General features: G+C 70.6%; 20 protein-coding genes and 3 pseudogenes. 12 read left to right on the top strand and 11 right to left on the bottom strand.

Features of this window, described 5'->3' with window-relative positions; translation table 11 throughout:
- Window positions 1–179 precede the first annotated feature (179 nt).
- Window positions 180–689 carry a GNAT family N-acetyltransferase gene (locus tag AB0B40_RS21820; RefSeq protein WP_362265047.1) on the top strand — a complete coding sequence of 170 codons (510 nt, stop codon included), beginning with the start codon at window positions 180–182 and terminating at the stop codon, window positions 687–689.
- Window positions 690–730: 41 nt separating this feature from the next.
- On the opposite strand, the pseudogene AB0B40_RS21815 reads toward AB0B40_RS21820, so the two are convergent.
- Window positions 731–1,254, bottom strand: a pseudogene (locus AB0B40_RS21815) (ATP-binding protein); the annotation flags it as partial.
- Window positions 1,255–1,494: 240 nt separating this feature from the next.
- Between AB0B40_RS21815 and AB0B40_RS21810 the strand changes: the two are divergent.
- Together AB0B40_RS21810 and AB0B40_RS21805 are read left to right on the top strand one after the other, a co-directional pair.
- Entirely contained in the window at window positions 1,495–1,923 is a 429-nt protein-coding gene (locus tag AB0B40_RS21810; RefSeq protein ID WP_345046600.1) for an Rrf2 family transcriptional regulator, read from the top strand.
- 82 nt (window positions 1,924–2,005) lie between these two features.
- Entirely contained in the window at window positions 2,006–2,743 is a 738-nt protein-coding gene (locus AB0B40_RS21805; protein ID WP_345046243.1) for an NIPSNAP family protein, read from the top strand.
- Window positions 2,744–3,412: 669 nt separating this feature from the next.
- Here AB0B40_RS21805 and AB0B40_RS21800 read toward each other — a convergent pair.
- Entirely contained in the window at window positions 3,413–4,342 is a 930-nt protein-coding gene (locus AB0B40_RS21800) for an NAD-dependent epimerase/dehydratase family protein (protein WP_362265045.1), read from the bottom strand.
- 130 nt (window positions 4,343–4,472) lie between these two features.
- Between AB0B40_RS21800 and AB0B40_RS21795 the strand changes: the two genes are divergently transcribed.
- Together AB0B40_RS21795 and AB0B40_RS21790 are read left to right on the top strand one after the other, a co-directional pair.
- Complete coding sequence (locus AB0B40_RS21795; RefSeq protein ID WP_345046240.1) at window positions 4,473–5,471, top strand: helix-turn-helix domain-containing protein; 999 nt, start codon at window positions 4,473–4,475, stop codon at window positions 5,469–5,471.
- Window positions 5,440–6,176, top strand: a pseudogene (locus tag AB0B40_RS21790) (IS5 family transposase); the annotation flags it as partial. The gene AB0B40_RS21795 and the pseudogene AB0B40_RS21790, both read left to right, overlap by 32 nt.
- A gap of 40 nt (window positions 6,177–6,216) precedes the next feature.
- On the opposite strand, the gene AB0B40_RS21785 reads toward AB0B40_RS21790, so the two are convergent.
- Genes AB0B40_RS21785 through AB0B40_RS21775 form a run of 3 tightly spaced genes read right to left on the bottom strand, consistent with a single transcriptional unit; the run spans window position 6,217 to window position 10,673 of the window.
- Window positions 6,217–7,194 carry a hypothetical protein gene (locus AB0B40_RS21785; protein WP_362265043.1) on the bottom strand — a complete coding sequence of 326 codons (978 nt, stop codon included), beginning with the start codon at window positions 7,192–7,194 and terminating at the stop codon, window positions 6,217–6,219.
- Between the two features lie 4 nt (window positions 7,195–7,198).
- On the bottom strand, window positions 7,199–7,573 hold the full coding sequence (locus AB0B40_RS21780) for a hypothetical protein (protein ID WP_345046237.1): 375 nt from the start codon (window positions 7,571–7,573) through the stop codon (window positions 7,199–7,201).
- 19 nt (window positions 7,574–7,592) lie between these two features.
- The gene (locus AB0B40_RS21775; protein WP_362265041.1) at window positions 7,593–10,673 is read right to left on the bottom strand and encodes a CHAT domain-containing protein; all 3,081 of its coding nucleotides are present in this window, start codon (window positions 10,671–10,673) and stop codon (window positions 7,593–7,595) included.
- A 126-nt stretch (window positions 10,674–10,799) separates the two neighbouring features.
- Between AB0B40_RS21775 and AB0B40_RS21770 the strand changes: the two genes are divergently transcribed.
- On the top strand, window positions 10,800–11,963 hold the full coding sequence (locus AB0B40_RS21770; protein ID WP_362265039.1) for a site-specific integrase: 1,164 nt from the start codon (window positions 10,800–10,802) through the stop codon (window positions 11,961–11,963).
- On the opposite strand, the gene AB0B40_RS21765 is transcribed toward AB0B40_RS21770, so the two are convergent.
- From AB0B40_RS21765 to AB0B40_RS21755, 3 genes are all read right to left on the bottom strand, one after another.
- Window positions 11,924–12,751, bottom strand: a complete 828-nt coding sequence (locus tag AB0B40_RS21765) for a methyltransferase domain-containing protein (RefSeq protein ID WP_362265038.1) — start codon at window positions 12,749–12,751, stop codon at window positions 11,924–11,926. The genes AB0B40_RS21770 and AB0B40_RS21765 overlap by 40 nt on opposite strands.
- A gap of 136 nt (window positions 12,752–12,887) precedes the next feature.
- The gene (locus AB0B40_RS21760) at window positions 12,888–13,124 is read right to left on the bottom strand and encodes a hypothetical protein (protein WP_345046233.1); all 237 of its coding nucleotides are present in this window, start codon (window positions 13,122–13,124) and stop codon (window positions 12,888–12,890) included.
- A 43-nt stretch (window positions 13,125–13,167) separates the two neighbouring features.
- On the bottom strand, window positions 13,168–13,533 hold the full coding sequence (locus tag AB0B40_RS21755; protein ID WP_345046232.1) for a hypothetical protein: 366 nt from the start codon (window positions 13,531–13,533) through the stop codon (window positions 13,168–13,170).
- Between the two features lie 253 nt (window positions 13,534–13,786).
- On the opposite strand from AB0B40_RS21755, the gene AB0B40_RS21750 reads away from it, so the two are divergent.
- Window positions 13,787–14,017, top strand: a complete 231-nt coding sequence (locus tag AB0B40_RS21750) for a hypothetical protein (protein ID WP_345046230.1) — start codon at window positions 13,787–13,789, stop codon at window positions 14,015–14,017.
- Window positions 14,018–14,128: 111 nt separating this feature from the next.
- Here AB0B40_RS21750 and AB0B40_RS21745 read toward each other — a convergent pair whose 3' ends face one another.
- Complete coding sequence (locus AB0B40_RS21745; RefSeq protein WP_345046229.1) at window positions 14,129–14,302, bottom strand: CsbD family protein; 174 nt, start codon at window positions 14,300–14,302, stop codon at window positions 14,129–14,131.
- Window positions 14,303–14,440: 138 nt separating this feature from the next.
- On the opposite strand from AB0B40_RS21745, the gene AB0B40_RS21740 reads away from it, so the two are divergent.
- On the top strand, window positions 14,441–14,611 hold the full coding sequence (locus AB0B40_RS21740; protein ID WP_345046227.1) for a hydrophobic protein: 171 nt from the start codon (window positions 14,441–14,443) through the stop codon (window positions 14,609–14,611).
- 393 nt (window positions 14,612–15,004) lie between these two features.
- Here AB0B40_RS21740 and AB0B40_RS21735 read toward each other — a convergent pair whose 3' ends face one another.
- Window positions 15,005–15,442, bottom strand: a complete 438-nt coding sequence (locus AB0B40_RS21735) for an ATP-binding protein (protein ID WP_345046226.1) — start codon at window positions 15,440–15,442, stop codon at window positions 15,005–15,007.
- 279 nt (window positions 15,443–15,721) lie between these two features.
- Here AB0B40_RS21735 and AB0B40_RS21730 point away from each other — a divergent pair, with 279 nt between their 5' ends.
- The 4 genes from AB0B40_RS21730 to AB0B40_RS21715 all read left to right on the top strand — a co-directional run bounded on the left by AB0B40_RS21730 (window position 15,722) and on the right by AB0B40_RS21715 (window position 20,336).
- Window positions 15,722–16,495 (top strand): L,D-transpeptidase family protein, encoded by a 774-nt coding sequence (locus tag AB0B40_RS21730; protein WP_345046225.1) that lies wholly within the window; start codon window positions 15,722–15,724, stop codon window positions 16,493–16,495.
- Between the two features lie 485 nt (window positions 16,496–16,980).
- A complete protein-coding gene (locus tag AB0B40_RS21725; protein WP_345046224.1) occupies window positions 16,981–17,490 on the top strand; it encodes a transglycosylase SLT domain-containing protein in 510 nt (169 codons plus the stop codon).
- 694 nt (window positions 17,491–18,184) lie between these two features.
- Window positions 18,185–19,006 carry a putative adhesin gene (locus AB0B40_RS21720; protein WP_345046222.1) on the top strand — a complete coding sequence of 274 codons (822 nt, stop codon included), beginning with the start codon at window positions 18,185–18,187 and terminating at the stop codon, window positions 19,004–19,006.
- A gap of 778 nt (window positions 19,007–19,784) precedes the next feature.
- A complete protein-coding gene (locus AB0B40_RS21715; protein ID WP_362265035.1) occupies window positions 19,785–20,336 on the top strand; it encodes a DUF6817 domain-containing protein in 552 nt (183 codons plus the stop codon).
- Window positions 20,337–20,366: 30 nt separating this feature from the next.
- Here the strand turns inward: AB0B40_RS21715 and AB0B40_RS21710 are convergent.
- Window positions 20,367–20,531 (bottom strand): annotated as a pseudogene (locus AB0B40_RS21710) (VOC family protein); the annotation flags it as partial.
- Window positions 20,532–21,159: the final 628 nt, after the last annotated feature.

Raw genomic sequence — 21,159 nt, 5'->3', positions numbered from 1 at the left:
CCCTCCGCGAGGAGTTCCTTGCGTCCTTGTCGATGCGGGTCACCGCCATCCGCTGGATGCCATCGTCGAGGCTCACTCGGAAGCTGCTGCGGGCCGCGTGAGGACGGCGGAGGGGCGGGGCCGCTGGTGATCGCCCTCTTGGGCCGTGGGAGCATCCCCGATGGGACCAAGGAGGGACAGTGCAGCTGCGGAACGTCTCACCGGACGACGTCGATGCCTATATTCGGATGCGGTGCGACCCCGTGATGATGGCTGACCTGGGTGGGACCCTCCCTCGTGAGGGGATGGCGGACAAGGTCCGTCGGGATGCCCGGCAGGCAGCAGACGACCTCGCATGGCTCAAGATGATCGTTCCTGATGAGACCACCCCAGAGGTAGTCGCCGGAACGGTAACTATCTGGTCCCACGACACCAGCGACGGGCCGATGTCCGAGATCGGCTGGATGGTTCTGCCCGAATTCCAAGGACAGGGCCTCGGCAAACGCGCCGTCCGCACCCTTCTGGAACAGGCCAGGGACCAGAACCGCTGGGGCCTGGTGCATGCCTTTCCGGCAACAAGCAACGCGGCGTCGAACGGAATCTGCCGTTCCGTCGGGTTCCGCCTCCTCTCCCAAGCCGAGGTGACCTTCGCAGGGCGAGTCCTCAAGACCAATCACTGGGCCATAGACCCGGGGAAGGACTTGCGCTGACGCCGGCGATCACCAGGTCTGTTCGATGCTCGGCCGAAAGTTCAGCCGACTGCGCTCTGCTCGGCCAGGGCTTTAGTGTGGGCGAGGCGGTAGGACTCGGTGCCGGTTTGGATGATCGCGCCGTTGAAGGTGAGGCGGTCGACGATGGCCGCGCAGGGCCGGGGGTCGGTGAAAATCTTTGTCCAGCCGTTGAAGGACTCGTTGGAGGCGATGGCAACGCTGTTCTTCTCCTCTTCTCCTCGCGTTCGGTCAGGACCTGGAACAGCAGCTCAGCGCCGCGCCGGTCGAGTTCCATGTAGCCGAGTTCGTCGATGCGAAGCAGGTCGACGCGGCCGTAACGGGCGATCGTCTTCGACAACTGCTTCTCGTCAGCGGCCTCGACCGGTTCGTTGACGAGCTTGGTGTCCGGCACGTAGCGGACCCGGAAGCCCTGCATGGCGGCCTCGGTGCCCAGTGCGATCAGCAGGTGGGACTTGCCGGTGCCGGAGTCACCGATCAGGCAGAGCGGCTCGCCCTTCTTCCCCCATTCGCAGGTCGCGAGCGTGTTGACGGTGGCCGGGTCGACCGCTCACAGCTCATCGATGCCTACGGCATCCCGCTGGTCACCGAGCCCGCACCAGCCGACATTCGCGACCACCGGCCCACCCAGCCATGAACACCCGCTGACCAGCCCCGCGACACCCCAGGCCAGAACGCCGCCACCAACTCTCACCAGCACCGACACCCACCCGGCAGATCGCAGTTGACGCGGCTTGACCGCGGAGGTGGATGTAACAGAAACTGTTGCAACAAGCGGGGAGGGATGATGGCGGCGAACAGTCGATTGACCATCGCGACACATGCGTTGGCCTGGCTGGCGTTGGCGCAGCGCCGTGGCCAGGAGGTTCTCACTTCGGAGCAGGTGGCGGCCAGCGTCAACACCAACCCCGTGATCATCCGGCGCAGCCTCGGTGACCTGCGACGAGCCGGCCTGGTGGAGGTCCGTCACGGCGCCGGTGCCGGCTGGAGTCTGGCCCGCGAGCCCGAGGCGATCACCCTGCTCGAGGTGTATGACGCCGTCGATGCGCAGCCACCGTTCGGCCTGCACCGCACCGAGCCCAACCTGGAGTGTCCGGTCGGCCGAGGCATCCGGCCCGCCTTGAACGGCGTCTACGGCCGGGTCGAGCGGGTCATGCGGCAGGAGCTGGCGGGCACGTCGATCGCCGATGTGCTTCGCGAGACGCTGGCGGACTAGACGACAGGCCGGCAGTCGGGCGGCCACCCTACCGCTTGTTGTAACAAATATTGTTCCAACAACTGAACTAGGAGCAAGACCGATGAAGGCCCTACGGTGTCCAGTCGTCGAACTGCGGCAGTACACGCTGCACCCAGGACAGCGAGACGTACTGATCGATCTGTTCGACCGGGAGTTCGTCGAGTCCCAAGAGGCAGTGGGTGCGACCGTCCTGGGGCAATTCCGCGACCTGGACGACCCTGACCGGTTCGTCTGGCTCCGCGGCTTCGAAGACATGCCGCGCCGCGCCGAGGCGCTGGAGAGCTTCTACGGCGGGCCGGTCTGGCAGGCGCACCGCGACGAGGCGAACGCGACGATGATCGACTCCGCTGACGTGCTGCTGCTGCGGCCGGCCTCGGAGCGCGGTGGGTTCCCAGTGCCGGCCGGTACCCGGCCGGCTCCAGGTGAGCCGGCGCCATCGCCGCCGTCGCTTGTCCTCGCCACGATCTGGTACGGGAACGGCCCGTTCGACACGACGTTCGTGGAGTTCTTCCAGCAGCGTGTGCGACCCGTACTGACCGAGTCCGGCGGCGAGCCGCTGGCGTACCTGAAGTCGGAACACGCCCCGAACACCTTCCCGGCGCTGCCGGTACGGACGAACGAGGAGGTGTTCGTATGGTTCTCACGTTTTCCCGACGAAGGCCACATCGACGACCACCTGAATCGCCTGGAGCTTTCAGAGCGCTGGCGCGAGGAGGTGCTGCCGACCCTTTCGGCGCGGTGGGCCAGGCACCCACAGCGGCTGCGGCTGGCGCCCACCGAGCGGTCGCTCCTGCGGTGAGTTCCGCAGGAGCCCGGGGGACAGAGGGCGACCCCGTCACCATCACCAGGTCGTCGAGGCCTTCGGGCACGAGCCACCGTGGATAACCGAACCGCTCTCCGAGGAGGTCGGGAAGGCCCTTTCAGCTGGTGCCTCCTACGCCTTCATTCCGCGGAGCGACAGCCGGTGACCGAGGTCGGCGCATGCCTCGCCTGCCCAGCTCTCGTACGACCGTGAAGCCGGACCGCTCCGCCAGATCGCCGTCGAGACCGCCGGGGGCGGGGCCTGCGCGGCCTCGTCGAGCAGATGCCGTACCAGGCGTCCGGTTGCTCCCGCGGGACGCGCGGACGCAGTCACCGTCGTGGCCGCCGGCTTGCGCAGCGGACCGTCAGGTCCGGCACGGCGTGCCCGAGAGCAGGCCGGCAGCGGCTCCACAGGGTAGCCGCCCTGTTCACGGCATGGGTGCCGCTGACTCTGGGGTCGGCAGTCGCAGTCGGAAGTCAGCAGCCACGCTCCGTCTCCCGACGACTCCACCGACATGCTGTCCGTCGGCTCTCCCGGAGTGGGACTTCGTCATCGCCGAGCCAGAACCAGGTGCGCCAGTAGGCAGCGTGGGTGCGCCCCCTGCTCCGCAACTGGTCGCTGACATCCCGGCGTCCACAGCCCGCAGTGCGGTGGCCGACAGGTGCGTCAGGCCGCAGGCTTGGCGTGCTCCGCGGCCATCTCGGCCAGAACCTCATCGACAGGGGTGGGCGTGACGTCCAAGGCCTTCGCGGTGCACGACGCGTCGAGGACGTTGGGCCGGTCGTACAGGTAGAGCATCTCCGGGAACTCCGCCATGACCGAATCGGTCCGCCCGATCGCCTCGAGCTCGGCCCTCGTCATGCGACCCAGTCGCGGACCAGGCGCGGCAGCCGCCGCGGCCAGCCGCGCGGCCAGTTCGCGCACCGGCGCCTCGGAGGTGGAGGGCACGTGCCAGGCGCGCCCCCAGGAGTCCTCGTGCTGCGCCGCGGCGACCAGCGTGCGCGCCGCGTCGCCGGTGTAGGTCCAACTGTGCGGGGCGTCGAGGTCGCCCGGGTAGGAGGCGGGCGCGCCGGCCAGCACCTGCGCCCCGACCATGAGCGTGAAGGGCGAGTAGGCACCCGCACCGAGGAAGTCGCTTGCCCGGACCTCGGTCACCCGTACCCGGCCCGCATCGTGAGCGGCACGTGCGTCCTGCCACATCCGAGCCCGGACACGGCCCTTGACGCTGGTCGGCGCGAGGGGAAGATCCTCGGTGACGGGCCCGTCGGCAGGGCCGTAACCGTAGGTGTTGCCGAGCATGACGTAGTCCGCGCCGGTGCGTTCGGCCGCCGCCAGCGCGGCGTCGGCCAGGGGAGGAAACTCGGTCGGCCAGCGGTCGTAGGGCGGCATGGCGCAGTTGAATACGGCGGTCGCGCCGCGGGTCAGTTCGATGAGCCGCGCGGTGTCGGTGGCGTCGGCGGTGACTCGTTCGATCCGCTCGTGCACCGGCCCGCTGCCGCGGCGGGTGACGAGCCGAACCTGCTCACCGGCGTCGGCCAGCAGACGGGCAGTGGCCGATCCGGTGGCTCCGGCTCCAACAATGACGTGCAAGGACACGCGTACTCTCCCTGATGCAGTGATGGCACTCACCGCTGGCTCGCTAGCCGCGGCGACGTGCCACCTACCTTCCACCCCGCAAGATCCGTAAGGTAGTGGCCCGAATGCCAAACACCTGGAGGTTCGGGCCATGCACCGCGTTGCTGTGATCGCCGTTCCTCCGGCCACCACCTTCGACCTCTCCATCCCCGAACTGGTGCTCGGCGAGGCGTCGGTCCACGGCGTTCGCGGCTACCACGTGCGCGTCTGCACCGCCCGTCCCGGGCCGGTCGTCACCAGCGGCAGTCTGGAGGTCACCGTCCCCCACGGTCTGGAGACCATCGACCACGCCGACACCGTCATCGTCACAGGCACCGGAGCCCGCGACGACACAGACCCGCGCATCCTTTCTGCGCTGCGCCGCTCCGCGGCCGCAGGCAAGCGCATCGCCTCGATCTGCACCGGAGCCTTCGTCCTCGCTCAGGCAGGACTGCTCGACGGACGCGGCGCAACCACCTACTGGGCCAAGTCCGAGGAGTTCGCCGGCCGCTTCCCCTCCGTCAAACTGCGTCCCGACGTGCTGTATGTCGAGGACGGCAACGTCCTGACCTCGGCTGGACTCTCCGCCGGTATCGACCTGTGCCTGCACCTGATACGCACCGACTACGGCGCCGCGACGGCCAACGCCGTCGCCCGTCTGGTGGTGGCGGCGCCCGTGCGGCCGGGCGGGCAGGCCCAGTTCATCGAGATGCCACTGCCACCCGAGACCGGCACCTCACTCGCCGCGACCCGCGCCTGGGCACTCGCCCGCCTGCACGAACCGCTCACCCGTACCGACCTCGCCGCCCACGCGCGGACCAGTGTCCGCACTCTGACCCGCAGGTTTCATGCGGAGACCGGCCTCAGCCCTCTGCAATGGCTCCTCCACCAGCGGGTGATCAGGGCACAGGAACTTCTGGAGACAACCGACTTGCCGATGGACCGCGTCGCCCTGCTCAGCGGTCTCGCCACCACCGACTCGCTGCGCCAGCACCTGTCGCGGCGAACTGGACTCACGCCCAGCGCGTACCGCGCGGCGTTCACCCAGCACCCGGAACGAAAGCACGGAGGCAACCCCACCGCAGGGCGGCGGAACGCAGGACACGCCTGATGAGACGCTGTTCGCGGCGATCATCTACGTGCTGGTCTGCGGCTGCGCCTGGCGGGCTCTGCCGCCTTGCTTCGGCATATCGAAGTCGACCGCCCACCGGCGGTTCCTGATCTGGTCGAGAGCCGGCGTCTGGGGGCGGCTGCACGAAGCCGTGCTGCACCGGCTCGACGACGCCGACCTCATCGACGTCACCCGCGTCGTCCTGGACACCGCCCACGTCCGCGCTAAAAAAGGGGCGAACACACAGGTCCCAGCCCCGTGGACCGGGGCAAGCCGGGTGCCAAGACGCACGTCCTGTCGGACGCGAACGGACTGCCCCTCCTCGTCGGCGTCTCGGCCGGCAACACCCATGACAGCGACGGGCTGAAGCCAGCCCATGGTCGAGGGTCACCACACGTGACACGACCCCCACCGCGACCGCCACCTCAAGCCCCAGCGCCTCCACGCGGACAAAGCCTACGACCGCGCCGACCTGCGGAAATGGTTACGTGGCAAACGCATCGGAGGACGGATCGCGCGCAAAGGCATCGAGTCCGGCGAACGATTGGGCCGCCACCGCTGGGTCATCGAGCGGACGATGTCCTGGCTGTCCGGCTACCGACGCCTGAGCCCTCGCTACGAGCGCGATCCTCACAACTACCCGGCCTTTCATGGCCTCGTCGCGCCCTCTGCTGCTACACACGACTCGTCCGCCTCACCACGTAGGAAACGGTCCTAGACGCGCCCGCCGACCGGGCACCCGCGGTCAGGCGCCCTTGCGGAAGATGCGGTTGAGCGCCAGGCCGACCTCGGGCCCCACGGTGAAGCCAGGCGGAGGACCAGGCTCGGAGTCAGGCTCGGGGCCCGGTGTGAGGTCCGGCCCGGAGTCCGTGCCGACGAGCCCGAACTCGGCCGCCAGCGTCTTCAAGTGCAGGTCGGCGGCCGATTCGACGAGCTCCGCGTGCAGCACCGCGGCGCGACGGCCGCGGCTCCACGCGAGCAGGCCGACCGTGAGCCCGATCAGCGCGGCGGGCCACCAGCGCAGTCCCAGGGCGAGGTAGCAGGCCGCCCAGGTCGTTCCCTCCACGGCCGCGCCGAAGCCGGCCCGCGAGACGCGCAGCTCCGCCTGGACGGTGTCCGGCAGGACCAGCCACAGCCGGGTCCAGGCAGCGGCGAGGTCGATGCCGTACTGGTTGCGCAGCCGGGTGCCGGTGCCGGCGAAGCGGTCACCGGTCATGGTCGGCCGCTGCGGCTCCGCGAGGGCGATCCGGTCGCGGAGCGCCGTGAGCCGGTCGATCTCTGCCCGGTTCGCCTCGTACTCGGGGTGGCCCAGCGCGGGGATCGGCATCTCCTCGCGCAAGGTTGTGATCTTGGTCTGGAGCCCTCGCCACCGCGTCTTGCGCCGGGCGGTCAGCCGGGCAGCCACCCGGTCGGCCGGGCCGGGCCAGGCACCGGTCCAGACCTGTTCGGCCGCCGCGGAGCAGGCCCGCACCAGCGCGCCCAGGGCGACGGAGCCCAGCACGACGGCCCCGAGCGCGGCGAGCTGGGCGACGGTGGACCACTCTCCGGCGCGCGCCGCCTCCCGCCCGGCCCGCGCACGCAGCGCGGCGAGGTCGAGGGCGTCGGCCTGGCCGAGTACCGCAGCGGCCGCCGACGCCGCCATCAGCAGGAGACCGGGGACGGCCAGGGCGGAGACCCACTTGTCGGCGAGTTTCTCGCCCAGGCCGCCGAGCAGCGAGGACACTGGCTCACGCCCTCGTCAGCACGAGGGCGCGGTCGCGCAGCCAGCAGTGTCCTCCGCCGGGGACCGGCCCGCCGGGCTCGCGTACCTCGTGGCGTCCGCACCACCCATCGGGGCAGGAGTACCGCTCCCCTTCGGCCCGGGGTACCGGGTCGGGGATGATGTCGCCCGGCCCCGGCTCCTCGCCGCGCACCGTGGCGCCGTCCTCCAGCACGTAGCGGGGGATGCCCAGTCCGGCCAACGCATCCTGGACGGGCGTGTCGGCCAGTACCGCCGTCACGGCGTCCCGCAACTCCGCAGCCCGCCCCTGGGCGGTGAGGTACTCCCTCAGGTACGGCAGGGCCGAGCAGAATGCCGCCCGTTGCCCGCGGTCCTGGTTCATCCTCCTCCGTTCCGGGCCCTCAGGGCCCGCTGTGAACCATCGAGGCCCAGTACAGGGGCTCGTTGAAATCGGGGTCCGCCCGCAGTGCGTCGACCGCGCGGTGCAGGACGATCGCGGGGTCGGGAGCGCCGGGCTCGGCGAGCAGCCGGTACACCTCGCGGGCGAGCAGCGGCGCCACCTTGTCGTCGACCGTCCACAGGCTTCCGATCACCTGTCGGTAGCCGCACAGCTGGAAGGCCGAGGCCACCGAGACGGCCTCGTTGATGAGTTCCACGCCGGGCGCGGCGCTGTGGCAGGCGGAGAGGTAGGCGAACTCCGCGTCGGCCAGTCGCTCCGCGGCGAGCTGGCGCAGTGTCAGGGTGCCCCCGTGCAGGAGAAGTCTGCTGTTCGACGGGTCGGCACCGTCCCAGGCTCCGTGGCAGGCCAGGTGGACATGGGTGTGCGTGCGCAGCGCCGCCAGGACGTTCCCGGGAGTGGCCGCGGCGTCCCGCAGTTCGCGGTGGGGACCGGGCAGCTGTCGTGTCGCGGCCAGTTCGTCGCTGAGGCCGACGAGCGGCCGGGCGTCACTGCCCGCGTCCACGGCGACGGCGGCCAGCGCTCCGCGCCCGGCGGCCGGCGCGGACCGGTCGCGGGCGTGAAGCAGCGATCCCAGCGTCGGCACGTAGGAGGAGACGACCAGGTCGTGCGCGTACACCGGGGGGCTCGGGGGCCCGTCCCCGGTGCGGGGCAGGACGGCGGCGTGCAGAGGCAGCAGGGCGAGGGCGCCGGTCGGGCACCACCAGAGTCGTGGCAGCGGCCCGCCGCCGTCCGGGCGGTCGATGCCGAGCTTCGCGAGGACCGGCCCCACCACCGAGGAGCCCAGCCAGTGGAGCGTCTCCCTCAGGTCGCCGTCCCACCGGAGCCGGTCGGCGATGTCAGTACCGCGCGTGGTGAGCCCGGCGACCGCCGCCCGGAAGACGTCCGCCCGCCGGTTGACCTCCTCGGCCGTGACGTCCCGCAGCGGGAGCACCTCGATCGCGGTGCGGCCCTGCCGGGAGCGCAGCAGGAGGACGTCGCAGCGCAGTGTCGAGACGTTGACGACGGCGACGGGGCCCGCCTCGGCGGCCTCGCGCAGCCTGTCCCAGTTCGGCGGGCGGTGGAAACCGGTCAGGCCGGGCAGTCGGCGGATCTCGTCGACCAGGTCGTCGAAGGCGTCGGCCGCGGCCCTGCGCCGCTCGGGGTCGAGCCGGGGTGCGACCAGTTCCCGGCACAGCTCCTCGTAGCGGTCGGCGAGCCGGGGCGAGGCGGCGCGCAGCGCGTCCTGGCGGCCGCGCAGCTGGAGGGCCTGCGCGAGCAGTACGCCCCGGCCCTGTTCGAGCCGGACCAGCCCCTGTTCGGGGCGGCCGGCCTGGATCTCCACGGCGGCGGCGGCGTTGGCCAGGGTGTAGGTGAGGCGCAGCCGGGCCTCCTGGGAGTCGCGGCCCAGCGCCCGGGTGGTGAGCTTGGGCAGCAGGTCGTCCAGCACCACGCCGAACGCGGTGCGGGACTGGTCCGGGTCGCCGAGGTAGGCGGCCATCATCGCCCAGCGCACCGCGCCGAACAGGCGGGAACGGACGTCCTCGGTCCGGGCGACTGCCAGCGCCCGGCAGTACGAAACCGCCTCGGCGAGGTCGGCGGCGGCCCGCAGGCGCAGCCCCCGCTCTGCAAGCAGTTCGCCCAGTTCCACACGGGCGAGCAGGGCATGCGGCCCGGACGCGGGGGTCGCGGCAGGGCCCGCCACCTGCCGCAGGATGGCCTCCGCCGTCGCGAGGTCCGGTTCCCGTCCGGGACGGCCGGCCCGCTCGCGCAGGGCGACCGCGAGCTTGATCAGCATGACCGGGTGGTCCAGCTGGGACGACGGGGTGACGGCCAGCGCCTGCCTGAGGCGCTCGATCGCCTCGTCGAGCGCTGCCGGGTCGTCGTTCGCCGCCGCCCGCACGGTCAGCACCGCCGCCAGGTTGGTGAGCCGCTGCCCGTGGGCCGGCGAGGCGGCGGTGGCGGCGCACGCCAGGCGAGCGAGGACGGTGGCCTCGTCCAGGTCTGCCCGGTCCTCTTTCGTGCCGTACCTGTCGAGGTGGGACAGGGCCAGGAAGGAGCGGACGCTGGCGCGGATCTCCTGGTCGACCGGGCCGGCCAGGGCCGCACCGAGCTGGTGGATCGACTCGTTCAGGTCGTCCAGGCTTCCCTTGACCTCGAACCGCATCCGCAGGATCTGGCCGAGCTCGGAGCGCCGGTGGCTGCGGTCCGGTTCGGCCGCGGTGGTGATGACATCGCGCAGCCGGTCGATGATCCGGTCGAGTCGCGTAGGGTCACCGTCGCGGTGATAGCGGTCGATCTCGGCGTGGACGCCGTCGTCCGGAGCGGCGGCCGCCGGAACCTTCGACCGGACCCGGATGATCTCGGCCATCATCGAGTCGCGCTGCGGCGCCTGGTCCAGGGGGATCGCGCCGAGGCCCCCTCGCATCAGGTGCAGCGCCCTGACCCGTGTCCGGCCCGCAGACTCGGGGTCCTCGTCCAGGTCGGCGGCGGCGGCCAGGAAAGTCCCCGCCTTGAAGCTGAGGACCGGCTCCGACTCCGTCCTGCGCGACCGCTCCCAGGCCGAGCACAGGAGCGCTGTGGCGCACAGGACTCCGTACACGTCCCCGGTCGCCTCGCTCGGGAGGAACAGCGCGGTCCCGACCGCGTGCAGGACCTCGTACGCGGGGACCAACTTCGGCGGTTGCTCCTCGAACACCAGCCGCCAGTGGGTGGGCACCGCTTCGGGGCGCAGCTCGCGGACCACCGCCAGGAGGAACTCGAACGCGTAGGCGGCCCACCGCGCCTCCTCCTCGGCCAGGAGCTGCATTCGGGCCGCGTAGTAGCAGCCGACCAGGAAGACCAGCTCAAGGTCGACTCCTCCGGGCCCGCCGGCCTGGTCGGGGGTGAGCTGGTCACGCGCGTCGAGGATCAGCGTGGCCATGGCGCGGTGGAGGTCCGCGTCCAGCAACTGCTCCGGCGGGTACGCCTGGTAGGGCACTCCGGCGTCCGGCGCCGCCATGGCCCGTCGGACGACGGCACGGCTCGTCTCGTCTAAATTAGGCATCAGCGGTTCCCCCCCACTGTCCCCGCCGTCAACCGGCTGGCGCCGACCCTACCGCGTGGACGGCCGGCAGTAACCACTGATCGCCAAAGCCGGACGGCGCACGGCGCTGGCGGTCGTCGGCGGGAATTGTCAGACACCGCTACCTGGGCAGAGGAGACCTCGACCGGGCGGCGGCGGAACCTCACCTGCGAGGAGACCGAAGCCTTCTGGGTCTTCGCCGCGATCGAGGTCCTGCGCCTGACCGGCATCCGCGACGAGCAGCTCTTGGAGCTGACCCACCACAGGATCACCGAATACCGGCTCCCCAGCACCGGCGAAGTCGTACCCCTGCTGCAGATCGCCCCGTGCAAGACCGACAGCGAACGGCTCCTGCGGGTCAGCCCGGAACTGGCAGACGTCCTTTCCACCATCATCCACCGCCAGCGGGGAAGCAGTCGCGCGATCCCGCTGGTGACCTCCTACGACGTCCACGAGCGGGTCTGGAACCCGCCGATGCCGCTGCTATTCCAACGCGATATCGGCACCGAACAACGGGCTTTCACCCCGATCGCGCTCCGCAAACTTCTGATCAACGCGCTGGCCGCCACGAGCCTGACCGATGCCGCCCGCGAACCGCTCGTTTTCTCCCCGCACGACTTCCGCAGGATCTTCGTGACCGACGCCATCATGAACGGCCTGCCACCGCATATCGCCCAAGTGATCTGCGGGCATAAGAGTCTTGATACGACGATGGGCTACAAGGCGATCTACCCTGCCGAGACCATCGAGGCCCATCGCGCCTTCATCGCCCGCCGCAGGGCCGCCCGGCTCAGCGATGAGTACCGAACCCCCACCGAGGAGGAATGGGACGCCTTCCTCGCGCACTTCGAGAAGCGCAAGGTCATCGGAACCTGCGCTCGTGCTTTTTCAAGCCCTCGTGTTCATGAACACGCTTGCATCCGTTGCTCGCTCCTCCGGCCGGACCCGGCCCAGCGCGGCCGCCTTGAGGAGATCCGCGACAACCTCGTCGCCCGCATCGCCGAAGCCGAACAGGAGGGCTGGCTCGGCGAGGTCGAAGGACTCCGTGTCAGCCTCGCTGGCGCCGAGGACAAGCTCGCGCAGCTCGACGCCGAGGCGACCCGCCGATCCAATACGGTCAGCCTCGGCATGCCGGCCCTCGGCCAGATCACCCTCGGCAGGCGGGAGACGAAAGAATCCTCTCCAACTGCTGATCAGGCCGCGGCCGTTAGTTCAGAGATCGGTCCCTGGCCTCACTCGGCGCGGCGTCCGACCCGCAGGACGCTCAGATAACGGCGTGATGCTCGATCGCCCATCCGCGTGCGGATGCGCTCGGCGATGGCGTCGAGAGGGGGCTCACGGACGTCGCGGTCGAGCCTCCGGTACAGCGACAACGAGCGAAGGTGATCGGCAAAGGCGTCCCCGTTGAACCACTGGACGGTTGGATACCAGCGCACGATCGTTGGGCCGAACAATCCCCCGGGACCGTCGACCAGGCCCCAACCCTCGTCGGTGGTGCGCACGTCGTCCTCCAGCGGCGGATGACCCCAGCCGGGGTTGCCGGGACAGAACCGCTCGTGCAGATCGGCGGTCTCGGCATACACCTCCGGTTCTCCCGGCCGACGGACAACGACGTGGCCGAGCAGCGCCATCCAACCCCCGGGAGAGAGCACGGCGTGCGCCCGCTGCCAGCCAATCGACGGGTCGACCCAGTGCCAAGACGATGCCGCCACGAGAACATCGAAGCGTCGACCGCGGTCGTCCCACGCCTCAAAGGTCGACGTCTCGACTTCGACGTTGTGAAAGGAGGCGATCCGCTGGCGGGCGAGTGCGGCCATGTCCGTGCCCGGCTCAACGGCGGTCACTGAGCATCCGAGCGCTGCCAGCGTGCGCGTCGCCTGACCGGTACCGCAGCCCACCTCCAGCACCGACGACCTTTCGTCCATGCCGGTGATGGCGCCAAGGTCCGCGAACAGTTCGTCGGGGTATCCCGGCCGGACCCGGTCGTAGAGTTCCGGCACCTCATCGAATACTCGACCGAGATCGTGTCGATTCGGGCGCATCTGCGGATCATCAGTCACGAACGCACAAGCTACGAGGCTCGTCCACGCAGAGCCACTGGTTTACCGGCGGCCGCTGACCCGCTGCCGCCGGTAGTTCAGAGAAGCAGGCGTGTTGCGAGGACCTCGGCCAAGGCGCGGCGGATGAGTACGCCGGTCATGCGGGAGGGCTCTCCAGCGCGGTCCCACTGGAACAGCAGCGGGGCGGTGGGTCCCAGGTGCGTTCGTCGTAGTCGTAGGCGGCCAACAGCGGGATGCCGCCCGTCCGCGGGTCGCGGACCCGGCGGACGATGGTGGCCAGGACGTCGGCGAGTTCGGGGCTGACCAGCAGGACACGTTCCTGGTCAGCCTTGGACGGGGCGATCTGGAGCAGGCGGCAGCACAGGCGGGACACCGGCCGGAGGCTCGCAAGGCGCCCCCGGTGCCCGCCGCGACCGTTATGGCGTGTTGATGTCGATGACGCGCCACAGGGAGCCGACGCGATCGACGCGGAGCCAGGTGTAGCCCTGCTCGCAGTCGATGTCGACACGGACGGAGTCCGCGGTGTCCTGCGGGTCACCACCGGTCTTGTAGCTGTCCGGCGAGTCGACGCACGCGCTCTGCGTGAAGACGTACCGCTCGTCCGCTGCGAGTTCGGTGAATGCCGCCGCGCACGAGCCGCCCGGGACGACGGAACGGAGCCGGGCGTCGGCCAGCCCGCAGGCCAGCTCGGCCTGGCCGCGGGCAAGAGCCTGAGCGAACTGCTGCGCGGCATCGCGGGCGGTGAGCGCCGGCTTCAGGACCGAAGGCGATGCCGGCGTCACCGTGGCTCCCCCCGGGGCGGACGCGGAAGAGGCCGGCGCCGCACCGGAAGAACCAGGACTCGTGGGATCGGCGCACCCTGCGACAGCGAGCAGTAACACCACAACCATGATGGCCGCAGGGCAGGAACGTTTGATGATCACCTGCACAGCCTAGGCCGCACGCGGCTTGGCCGCGGCCCGCGACGGTCGGTTCGAGCAGTTGCTGCAGGTCCTTCACCCCGAAGTGAAGCACTGTCCACACCCCGAACGGCATGTGCGTCACGCTCGGGGCCACCGAGGTCGCCACCCGCGCGCGCGGTCGGCCAGCGCGGCGCGAGGCCATGCGGCGACCGTCAACGGCCGCCCCGGCGTCATCTCCTGGAGCGAGGACGGCACCGCGCTCTCCGTCCTCGCCTTCACCGTCGCCGACGGCCACATCACCCACATCACCGCCGTGGTCGGCCCGGCCAGGCTGGCGCTCATGGACCTGCCCGACCCGGTGTGACTCCTCGCATCCTTGGGCGGGGCGGCGGCGATGCCGGATAAGCACCCCTCATTTCGCAGCAGAAGGGGCCTTCCCGCAGGAAGGCCCCTTCTGAAAAAAAATGGGGGAGTGTCAGTGCTTGAAAGCGTCCTTGGCCTTCTCCTTGGCCTCGCGGGCGTCCCCGGTGCTCTTTTCCGCCCGCCCCTCTGCGGCCATACGGTCATTGCCGAGGGCACTTCCCAGGGTCTCCTTGGTCTTGCCCTTGGCCTGCTCGGTCTTCGCCTTGGCCTTCTCACCGGCAGTCATGGAACACGCCTCCTCATAGCTTCGAGCCGCTGTCGCGGTAACCGGCTCGTGCCCCTAGCTTCCCTCCGTAAACAAGACCACTTGTAGGGAATGCAGGGGCAATGACAGGGAAGACTGAGCCTCAGGAGGTTGATAAACATGGTTCCCCTGTTGCTCGTTCTGCTGCTCGCGGTCATCCTTTTCGGTGCTGGTTTCGCCGTCAAGATCCTGTGGTGGGTGGCCCTCGCCGTCCTGGTGCTGTGGCTGCTCGGTTTCGTCATGCGCTCCACGTCTGCCGGCGGTGGCCGCGGCCGCTGGTATCGATGGTGATCTGACGCCGCAACCCAGGCCCCTGCGTAGGGCCCGGCCGTAACCGGCCGGGCCCTACGGGCATGTTCGACAGGCAAGCACACTCACTCACCGCGCCGGGTGCACTGCACCGGGCGAACTGCACCGGCGGCAGCGAACCGCACCGAAGCCAGCCGAAAGCATCCGGAAGGGCAGGGGACAGGCGGGCTGACGCCGGGCGCGGCAGGGGGACGTGCGACAGCGAACCCGCGCGACAGGAAATGACGCGTCAAGGAACCCGCACGTCAAACACTCCGCGTGTCAAGGAGCTGGCGCTACGGGGAACTAGCGCGTTCGCGTCAAGGAACCCGCGAGACAAGGAACTAGCGGGACAGGGAACCCGCGCGAACTCCTGCCGTGTCCCCGCTCCTGACCTCACCCGGCGCCGCTCGTGTCGGGCCGGGCGGAGGAAGGCGGTTCGAAGCAGGCGGTGACGTCTTTGCCACGAGGGCAATGACGGGCCTCCCACGCATCGGCGACGGCCTCGACCAGGAACAGCCCGCGTCCTCCCAGGGCCTGATCACCGGCGTGGCGCTGCTCGGGCAGCCGGGTCGAGGCATCGTGCACGGTCACATGCAGGCACTGCTCGTCCCAGGTCAGGACGAGCTGCGCGTTGCTGCGGGCGTGGACGTGCGCGTTGGTGACCAGCTCGGACACGGCCAGAACAACCGAGTCCACCAGATCCGGTGCGGTCCGGTCCCAGCCGAGGGAGGCCAGGTGCGCACGCGTCCAGTCCCTGGCCGCTTTCACACCGTTGCTGATCGGCAGGGACCGCGCCCATCCCACGGCCCTCAGTGATGGATCCTGCGCCACTGTCCCTCCTCCGGACGGCCACTGTGCCTCTCCCGTCTTCCCGGCGAGCGGCGGATACAACATGAACAGATGGCGCTGCTCCCCATCAGTGCCACGCCCGGCGCCCGCGTCCAGGCTCAAGGCCCCGGGGACAAGCCTCGGCCGACACTCCGCTGCCCGGCGGCCCTGTTCCACGACAACGGCGCCGTGCACCAGCACGGGCTAGACGGGTGATGAACAGTTGGGCCGGATGCCGCGTCCGGGTGCGCGCCGTATCCGCCTCGTCACAAGATCCTGACCATGCGGATGCTCACGGTGACCCCGTCCTGTCGTCGGCCGGTGCGACGCGGCGGTGTGCGTCATGCCATCGCCGCGGCCCTCGCCTGTGGTGTCCTGCTGGCCGGTGCCACGGCCTGCGGCCAGGGGGCGCAGCGGAAGATCTCGGTCGGTGCACCCGGCGCGGCGTCCGCCTATCCCGGTCAGGCCGTGGGCAGGCGCCTACCGGGCGTCGGAGAGCGGATGTGGAGTCAGGTGCCGGCCGGCACCGGGCAGGCGGTGGTCGTCTACGGCGAGCGCCCTGATTCCCCCGACAGCCTGGTCGTGCTCTATCAGAAGCGCGATGCGACCTGGGTGCGGACGGCGAGCTGGCCCGCACACAACGGCAGGCTGGGCTGGACGGAGGACCACCGCATCGACGACGCGCGCAGTCCCGTCGGCGTGTTCACGCTCACCGACGCCGGAGGCACGCTCGCCGATCCCGGGAGCCGGCTGAGGTACTGGCACGACGACCACGCCTACGCGACCATGCTGCAACCCGAGCAGGCCCACGCCCATGACTTCGATTACGTCATCGCTATCGACTACAACCGGCTCAGGGGTGTTCCGCCGTTCGACTGGAGCCGTCCGGAGGGGGTGGAGCGGGGCGGTGGGATATGGCTCCACTCCGACCACGGCGACGGTACCTCGGCTTGCGTCACCGTCCCCGAGGCCGGCATGAAGACCCTGCTGCGCACCCTGGACCCGGCGCGGCAGCCCGTCGTGGTGATGGGTGACCGCGAACGCCTGGAGTCCTGAAAGCCCCGGTGCGACCCCGGAGGGACCCGGCCCGGGCCGGTGCGCGCCGTGACGTTTCGTGGCGGGCCGTGAGGATGCCCGGAAGGGCTCGCGGCTCGCCCCAGGACCCGGTGAGGGCCCCCGCGGAGGCTGGATTCCCCCGCGAAGAGGCCGGATTTCCCCGCGAAAAGGGTGACGCGGCCCATAGGGGTCATGTCACGTCCTAAGCAGGGCCGTAGCGCCGCATTGCGGCAACCAGCACACAAAGCCGCCAAATGACCGATTTGGGTCAATTCTCCTATGAGGGATAGTACGTCACATTCTTGCCCTGGTCTGGTCGGGTCGCTAACCATGTTGCTCGTTGCCGCAAGCCGCAGGGCCGACCGGGCGTCGATCGCCTCACTCACCCCGCGCTGTGCAGCACAGGGCCGCCCCGACGCCCTAGGCCGCGACCGGTACCACCGGCCGGCGCCTCGACAGACGTCTTACAGGAGAGACCCTTCCTCATGACCGCGATCACCGCCCCCCGCCGCCTTGCCCGCCTGCGCTCCCTCGCTCTGACCGGCATCGCCACGACCGGCGCCGCGGCCGCGGCCCTCACCCTGATGCCCGCCTCCGCGCACGCCGCCGAGGCGCCGAAGAGCGCCCACAGCGTCACGGCCGCCTCGCAGGACAGCCACACCGGCACCGGCGGCGCGAACAGCCTCGACGCCTGGATCAAGAAGTCCCTGGCCATCATGAAGGCCAAGGGCATCCCCGGCAGCTACGAGGGCCTGCACCGCAACATCATGCGCGAGTCCGGCGGCAACCCCACCGCCCAGAACAACTGGGACGTCAACGCGCAGAAGGGCATCCCCTCCAAGGGCCTGCTGCAGGTGATCGACCCGACCTTCAACGCCTACCACGTCGCCGGGACCGCCCACAGCGTCACCGACCCGGTCGCCAACATCACCGCGGCTGCCAACTACGCCGCGCACCGCTACGGCTCCATCGACAACGTCAACTCCGCGTACTGAGCCACCCCCTGGCCCGACGCGCCGGGCCGCGCTGTGACGATCCGCGGCCCGCGCCACGAAAAGAGGCCATCGCGGCCCCGCTCATCACACAGCGGCCAGCACCCCGCACCCCGGCTCAGCCCGGCGCGGCGAACGACAAGCGCCTTTACGCCGGACGGCGGCGATGCGGGCCGGCGCACCCCTCTCCGGAAAGCTGCGGACAGGGGCCTGGCCGCCAGCGGCCGGCACAGTGACTCCCGCGGCGCGACGAAGGCCCGGACCACTCGGCGGATGCCAGGGGCCGTAGCGACACAGTGATCAACTGGCGGTCACCACAAGCTCGACGAGGCGCTCGGCTGGGGTTTCCCGGCCGAGCGTTTTGCGTGGGCGACTGTGGAGCCCGGCGGCGACGGCGGCGAGGCACTCAAGCCTGGTCCGGGCCGGTGGTGGCTGTGCCCCCGGCTGCGCGGCCCGAGCGTGACCTACCGGGACCCCGGACCCCTGGCCCCTGGCCCGCGCCGTCCGGCGACGACGCGCAGGCCGGCCGCCGTGCGCGGCGCCGCGCGGTCGCAGCCGACCGCACGAGAGCCCGGCACCCGGGGGCAGCCCCCGCTGCCCCGGTTGTGCCCTTGCCGCCCTGCCCACCGCCCGAACGGCCCTCTTAAAGTCGACTCCTTGCCGTACCACGAGGATTGCGTGCCAAGGGGAGTCAGTTATGCGCAAGCACGAGCATGAGGAGCTGCTGGAGGGCCGGCGGGGACGCGGCTCCCGGCCGCCCGGCTCCCCTGCCTCCTCGTCGCTGACGGCCCCCGAGTCCGGCGGTCTGATGGGCCGCCTTCAGCAGTCGGTCGGCAATGAGGTCGCCAGCCGCATGGTCGTCGGCCGGGCACTTCCCCTGCAACGCATGCCGGGCCCCTCCGCACCGGCTCAGCAGGAAGCGGGGGAGCAGGCCCAGGATCCCAACACCACGGTGCTCAGCGGGCACGGCCGATTCGGGGACAACCAGCGCCTGCCCAAGTTCCCCGGCACCCGCAGCCGCGCCCTGAAGGCCACCTTCACCGTGCCGGAGGGAATCGAGCTCATCGTGTACGCCCCGCCAGGCGCCTGGCTGGAGAACGAGGTCGCCAAGCTCGTGGAGTCCGGTAACCCGCCGGGCGCCGACGACCTGGAGCTCGTCGGCAACAACAACAAGCGCAAGCCCATGCCCGAGGGCTACCCGAAGACCTTCGGCGCGGGCGAGGAGGTCATCAACTACAAGCTGATGCCCCTGGAGGCCAAGCACCTGGCCGAAGGCGCGACCTCGGTGGACAGCGGGACGCTGAGCGACAAGGTCGCTGAACTGGCCGCGGCCCGCGAGCAGCAGGAACAGGATGCGCCACCGCTCACCGTCCACTACGCGTGCTGCGGCGTCGGCTCCTCCAGCAACCCGGACATCGACCAGCTCTTCGAGCACCGCAACTACACGGTGATGCTCCGCACCACCCCCAGGACCCCGACACCGGAGCCGGAGCCCGCCAAGCGCCGCAGGAAGAAGTAGCGCCACGCGGGCGGAAGACCGCACAACCGCACGAAAGAAGTAGCGGGGGGGGGGCCGGAGCGCGGGAAGCTTCCACACCACGTGCGCCGGCCCCCGCCACCGTCGTCCCCCCGGCCCGATCCGGGTGGAAGACGTCGGCCGAAGACGCCGAGGGCGATCTCCGGCCGGCAGCGGACACAGGCCGGCCCCTGCTGCCGCCCCCGGCGCAACGCCAACGCCCGCCACAGCGACGTCCATGCGCCCGGATGCGAGGAACGCGCCCGGACCCGCAAGCAGAGAAGCCATCCGCCGGGGCGGACGCCCCCACACGGCAGCCTGCTCAACCCGGCGGCCCCTTTCACCACGGCCCTCAGGTGAGCCGCCTGACTGACACCGGGAACACCGCGAACACCGCGGACTCCACCACCGGGTGCACCTTCCGGTCAGGGCGGGGGGTGTGGGGCAGACGGTCGCGGCCGGCCCAGCCGATGGCCTCGGTGTGTGCTTGCCCGCGCGGCGCCGGATCACCGCAGATCACCTACGGAAAGATCACCCGCCACGGCGCTGAGGCTTTCCACCGCACCCGGCTACGCGCACAGCCAGGTCAGCCACAGCCACGGGTGCCCAAGACATACCTAGGGTGAGGGGAGGGATCACCAGGATTGACCGGGGTGCCGCGGCGGCAGGAGGATCGTCGCAGGGCCCAGTCGGCACGCCGGTGCGGTGCCGTACGGATCCGGAAGCCGGTGAAGACGCTTCGCGGGTGCCGGCCACCCGTCACCGAAGGGACACCGACACCATGCCCGCTCTATCCCCCGCCTCCGACCAGGCTGTCGCCCTCCTGCGCGCATGCGGTGCCGAAAGCATCGCCCACCCCGGCGGCACCCTCCTGGCCCACCTTCAGCGCGTACAGGCGCGGCTCGCGACATGGCAGGCCCGCCCGGCCCTCCAACTCGCCGGCCTGTGCCACGCGTTCTACGGCACCGACGGCTTCCCCCAGGCTCTGCTGCCGCTGGAGCGCCGCGCGGACCTCGCAGCGGTGATCGGCACCGAGGCGGAGGCCATCGTCCACCTGTACGCCTCATGCGACCGCAAGGCCACCTACCCTGCTCTCCAGCGGCCCGGTGCTGCCTTCCACGACAGGTTCACCGGCCGCTCCCGCGTTCTGGGGATCCAGCTGCGCCGGGACTTCGCCGAACTGTCGGCCGCCAACGAACTCGATCTCGCCCAGGCCGACTCCGCCTTCCGCGACACGTGGGGCCCTGGGCTGCTCGCCCTGTTCACCCGGCTCCAGGACGTGCTGAGCGCTGAGGCATGGCTCGCGTGCCGCACGGTACTCGGGAGCACCTGACTGCCGCCCGGGGAACCGGCACGCCACATCGAGATGCAGTCGCACCTTGCCCTGCTTCGGGCTGGTGACGGGCTGGAACGCGAGGCGAGACTGCGGATCGTCCGCAGGGCCGGGGTAACACCAACCCGGCCGGGCCGGCTCTCGCCGGCGCTCCAGGAGCACACTCCAAAAGTCCGCCACCCGCTCGACGTCCACGCAGTCGATCGTCCCTCCCACCCATCGGTCGATGACGGGTAGACGCTGGCTCGCACGGTGCACGGGCGCGCCGACGGGCCCGGCGGTGAGCGGGCCGAGGGCGGGGTCGAGGGGAAGCCGACGTCCGTCAGGAACGCCCGCAGTGCGCCGTCGGTCATCCAGGGAGCCCGCGGCAGGTTCTCCGTCTCGCAAGCGGGGTACCAGACGCCGGCCATCAGCTCGCGGTGGTGCCCGGAACCGGCCGCGGGGTCCGGAGGTGAGGTGTCGATGAGGTGGAGTGGCACCGTGCCCACCGGGTACGGTCCGGTGGGCGCAGGCAGGGTGAGTCGTGCCGGGTCGGAGGCGGTAGGAGCCGCCCACGCGCGGGATGCGGCGCCGAGCGGCACGGTAGCCCCGAGGCCGGTGATGAGCGCTGCCGCGAGTATGCGACGGCGCGTCATGCCCGTTCGCGTGGTCACCGTGTCGTGGTCACAGGTCTTCCCCAGCCTTGGATGGTGTTGGGCATGCTGCACGCGTGCGCCGCGACCAGCGCGAGCCGGTCGCGGCGCACGGAGGAGTCCCGGGCGACGCCTGCTAGGGCCTGTGTGATGTCGTGATCAACCTTTCCGAATCGGGTCCGTCTGGAAGG

The sequence above is a fragment of the Streptomyces sp. NPDC042638 genome (assembly GCF_040647235.1).
Classification (GTDB): Bacteria; Actinomycetota; Actinomycetes; order Streptomycetales; family Streptomycetaceae; genus Streptomyces; species Streptomyces rameus.
The sequence above is the reverse complement of the archived record's forward strand: the minus strand, read 5'-3'. Positions and strand labels throughout refer to the sequence as shown.